3 protein-coding genes are annotated in these 4,630 nt (G+C 37.8%); 1 reads left to right on the plus strand and 2 read right to left on the minus strand.

Annotated elements, in window-relative coordinates; translation table 11 throughout:
• Nucleotides 1-155: 155 nt before the first annotated feature.
• Nucleotides 156-1,841, minus strand: a complete 1,686-nt coding sequence (locus B2X33_RS04205; protein ID WP_296667882.1) for an AlwI family type II restriction endonuclease — start codon at nucleotides 1,839-1,841, stop codon at nucleotides 156-158.
• Nucleotides 1,842-1,844: 3 nt separating this feature from the next.
• Nucleotides 1,845-2,702 carry a DNA adenine methylase gene (locus B2X33_RS04210; protein ID WP_296667884.1) on the minus strand — a complete coding sequence of 286 codons (858 nt, stop codon included), beginning with the start codon at nucleotides 2,700-2,702 and terminating at the stop codon, nucleotides 1,845-1,847.
• Nucleotides 2,703-3,097: 395 nt separating this feature from the next.
• On the opposite strand from B2X33_RS04210, the gene rpoN reads away from it, so the two are divergent.
• Nucleotides 3,098-4,585 carry an RNA polymerase factor sigma-54 gene (rpoN, locus tag B2X33_RS04215; protein ID WP_296667885.1) on the plus strand — a complete coding sequence of 496 codons (1,488 nt, stop codon included), beginning with the start codon at nucleotides 3,098-3,100 and terminating at the stop codon, nucleotides 4,583-4,585.
• Nucleotides 4,586-4,630 lie beyond the last annotated feature (45 nt).

Here is a 4,630-nt window from a genome sequence, read left to right on the forward strand (position 1 = left end):
CGAATTTTCTTGCACTGTTTTTAGCCATATAGTCAGACGCGGTTCACGTAAGGCAAATTAAATGTGAGTGCGATTAAAGAAAAGAGAAAAAACGAAGTTTGTAGCTGGGGTACGAAGCGGAGAATTTTATGATGACTTATTTTCTAGCCGAAAATCTAACCAAGCCAATCCAATGCCTTTTCAGTGATTTTTCTATACCAGTCCTGTTCGTTAGAGCTTGATTTTGCAATTTCTTTTGAATGCTCAAAAAAGGCTTTCACTTGGTTGGAATCTGGCGTATAGTCAGCCTTAAATGAATCTTCAACCATTTTTCTGAAAATATTCAGCGGAAGAGGAACAATAGCCGATTTTCCGCCGTAATAAGAAATATTTGTGTGGTACAGCATATAAAACTGGGCAACGCAAGCCTCATTTATCGTCGGAGCAATAAAAAGTCCGTAAGTTTCCCTGCCGCTTTCTTTCTTCAATTTGCCTAAATGGCGAGAAACAGGTTCTCCTTCCATTTCATACTGTTTTTGACCGGTTGCCGTTGTAACTTCAACAATCAAGTCAAAATCATCATAATTGCAGACAATATCCGCCATGTTTCCTTGAGCCGTTGACATAGGGTTTCCAAAATCATCAAATTTCAGGTTTGCCTTTATGTTTCCGCCGTCAAGCATTGTCATTGCGCGCCAAGTGTTCCATTCAAACATCAGAGGAACATCTGAAAGCTCGCTGTTTCGCTTTGGAATCAAATCAAATATCTGCTGTATGTCGTCATACTGCTTGTAGTCTTTTATTTCGGAAACCTGATTTCTGATTATTTCGTTTTTCTTTGCAAGAAGCGCGTCATCAAGCTTTTCTTTTAACTCAAGAATCGAAAGATTTTCATTGATTTTTTCATAAGGAAGTTCTGTTTTAAGTTTTTCAATTAACGCTGTTTTATCATCTGTTAAAAGTTTTGGAAGTTCCGGATTGCCAAGATATTCAATATATTTTTCTTCATCATCAATAAAAACAGGTTCTCTGCTTACATTTTTCAATATAAATTCAACGTCAGCCTTTTTTTCCGGCATAATTGAAAGCGACTTTCCAAGCTGAGAGATTGAAACAAGCCCTGTCGCACGCAAATATCTGACACAGGCGTCCGCATAATCACGCATATTGCTCATCTTTTTATTGAAAAATTCTTTTGCAGTTTTTGTCGTGCTTTCCCTTGTTGAAAATTCTTCAGCCTCGATTTCTTCTTTATATATTTCCTGCAGTTCGTTATAAAAATACGATTGTTTAAATTCTTTATATTTTTTCGTAGTTGTTGTGCGCTGTTTTCTGAAATCTTCTATTTTTTTAACAATTTCATCAAATTTTCTGTAGTCCGTAATCTGCAGACCGAAAATCACAAGCTCATCGAATTTCAGTGTTCCAAGCTTGTGTATAAGCCTTAATATTTCAAGATATGGCTTTACAAAAAACTTTGCCGCTTTTTCTGACGGCTCATGGTAAGGAGATGGAATTTGAAATTTTAAAAGCTGGCGCAGGAATATTTCTTCTGTGCGTTTTGCAGAGACAAGCTGTTTTCCAGCAGGAGTTAGGTTTATTGCAGGCGCAAGTGTTATAAAGCCTAGAGATTTTGGAGCTCTGTTTATCCTATCGCGTGCGCTAAAATCAGGAGAATTTTCGCCTGAACCATGAAAAAAGTTTTCATTTCGCAATAACTGCATGAATTGAACTTGCGTCTGAACATTCCATTTTTTTCCAGAGAAATTTTTTGCAAGCAAATTAATTTCCGGAATCATTTTTTCTGGTGTTCGTGGCGAAGTTGTCATAAACACAACTTTGCTGTCAATTGACTTTGCCAAGCTCTACTCCTTGTAATTTGCAACTAAAATATGTGTTGCAGCAGCCTTAAATCTATTTCTAATGTTTACCGCATAACTTTTTTCATATTCATCGATAATTAAATTTCCATACAACTCTTCTGTTAAATGAGTTCTTCCTATTACAAGAAGAGCTTTGCATGGCAAATTTTTAAAGTCCTGAGCAAGTTTTCTATGGGCATCATCATTAAAACCGTCTTTATACTGCTCATTTCCATAATCAGAAAAAACGCAGTCATAAGGTGGATCAAGAAAAATAAAATCATCAGATTTTGCCATATCAAATATATTCTTATAATCTGAATTAAAAATTTCTGCATTTTTCAAAAGTTCTGAATGTTCTTTTGTTACAAGGGAAGTATTTAAATGCTTGTAACGTCCATAAGGAACATTGAATTCGCCTTTTGAATTGTAACGAATCATTCCAGAATACGCGGTTTTGTTTATAAAATAATATAAAAGTGCATCAGAATATTTTTTTTCAGATAAGCCATTGAACATATCTCGGATTGAATAATAAAAATCTTCATTTTTATCTTCAACACGTTCATCAGGAGTTTTTGATTTTAACACTTCAAAAGCTGAGCGGTTTTCTTCGTATATTTTTTCTACATTATCAAGTTCAATTCTTAAATTTGAATAGTCTGACTGAACTCCTTTGTAAAAAGAAATCAGTTTTTCATTTATATCGTTTATAATTGCATTTTTCGGCTCAAGATAAAAATAAAGTGCGCCTCCCCCAAAAAACGGCTCTATGTATTTGCCAGAAAACTGAGGAATGTGCTTTTGAATATTCGGAATCTCTTTAGATTTTCCGCCACGATATTTTATAAGCGGTTTCATTATAAAAACACTATACACATTTTTTGACAAAACTTCCATAGTGTTTTGCATTAGGGATTTGCAAACCTGCGGTTTGCTGCGAGATTTTGCTGACGCAAAACTCGGGTATTTGACGTGTGCGCTTGCGCGCACGTCCTAACGCTAATGCGTTAGGGATTGTAGGGGCGGCGTAGCCGTTCCGAAGCGTAGCGTAGGAATGGAGCGAATAGCGTAACCCCGAAAAGCCCGGCGGAGCGAGTTTGCTCTGCAAACTCGTGAAGCAAAACGAAGTTTTGCGGCGAACGCCCATGAAAAAAATTGTCCAAAATAACGTGCGGTTTTTGGGACAAGAATCGTATATAAATCTTATAAATTGCCCTCTAACGCGATGTTAAAAAAAGTTGTATAATTTATATATGTCAGAAATTCCTTCGTTTTCTTTACAGCAGCGCGTTTCTCAGCAGCAGCGGCAGGTTCAGGCGCAAAAATTGAGCCAAAAACAGCTCATGTCCTTAAAACTTCTTGCAATGTCTTCCCTCGATTTGCGCCAGGAAATTTATACGACAGTTGCCAGAAATCCTGCTCTTGTAATTACAAAAGATGCTGCGTTTGACGGCGTAAAAGATGCGAAAGTTTATGGAATTTCTTCTGACAACCTTAAGATCGGTTCTGTAACTCAGGCTGGAAAAATTGCAAGCGACAATTTTCAGTCTGCGCTCGAATCTTCTCCAGACAATCGGGAAACTCTTTCTGAACATCTTGAGCAGCAGTTTTTGTCGGTTTTTCATTCACCTGCGCAGGAAAAAATCGGACTTGCCCTGATTCACAATTTGGACAACCGCGGATTTTTTATTTTTGACCCTTATTCGCTTTTAGACAAAAAAGATTCGGCTCAAACTCCAGAGCTTCTCGAAAAAACAATTTCTGAAATTCAGCAGCTTGATCCTGTCGGAACTTGCTGCAAAGATTTTGAGGAAAGCCTTTTTATTCAGGCAAAAGCAAATGAAAATTCTCCAAAAGCGGCGCTTTTTATTTTGGACGGACATTTTGATTTTTTAAATCCTCCGCAAATTCCAAAAATCCTAAAAAAAATCCGCAATTTTGCCCGCGAAAATCCAGATGACGCTCAAAAATTTGGCTTGACGGACTTTACCGAAACTCAAATTGAACAGGCTGTTGCTTATATCAGACAACTCAATCCTTTTCCGGCCTCAGAATTTTCGCCTTCTGACAATATCTGCATTGCGCCCGATGTTTATGTCGAAAAAAACAAGGAAACTGGTGAATATACTGTCCGCGCAAATGATGAAATTTTGCCGGTTGTTGAACTTTCCAAAGATTTTTACGAACTTTCGCTGGACAGAAGCCGGGTTACAAAATCTACCGAAGGATCTGAAAAAAAACGTTCCGAACATAGGTTTATAATGGAAAGTGTCCGCTCTGCAAATGATTTTATGGAAAGTCTTGCATTTAGAAAAAAAACGCTTTTGCTTGCCTGCCAGCAGATTGTGCGCCTTCAAAAAGATTTTTTTGAAAAAGGGCCTCGTTATTTAAAGCCGCTGCGGCAAAAAGACGTTGCGGTGATTATCAATGTTCACGAAGCGACGGTAAGCCGCATGGCAAATGAAAAATATCTGCGATGCAGCCAGGGACTTTTTAAGCTTTCATTTTTCTTTACAAATGCTGTCGGTCAAAACCTGCCGGAAGAAGACATTCCAGCTTCAAAGCAGGGCGTTATGGCGGAATTGAAAAAAATTCTTGAAGAGCACAAAGATGATAAAAAACCTTTGAGCGATCAGAAAATTGCAGATATTTTGCTTGAGCGCGGAGTAAAAATTGCACGGCGGACTGTTGCAAAATACCGCTCCCAGCTGAACATAGATTCTTCGTATTCAAGACAGTAAATTGTGTGCGCAAAACCCGGTTATTTTCGTGTGCGCTTCCGCGCA

This window comes from Treponema sp. UBA785, from assembly GCF_002297065.1.
GTDB lineage: Bacteria > Spirochaetota > Spirochaetia > Treponematales > Treponemataceae > Treponema_D.

What these genes read in the sequence shown, in the direction of transcription:
- rpoN (WP_296667885.1), top strand. Translation starts at nt 3,098, where the DNA reads ATGTCAGAAATTCCTTCGTTTTCTTTACAGCAGCGCGTTTCTCAGCAG.
- B2X33_RS04210 (WP_296667884.1), bottom strand. Translation starts at nt 2,702, where the DNA reads ATGAAACCGCTTATAAAATATCGTGGCGGAAAATCTAAAGAGATTCCG.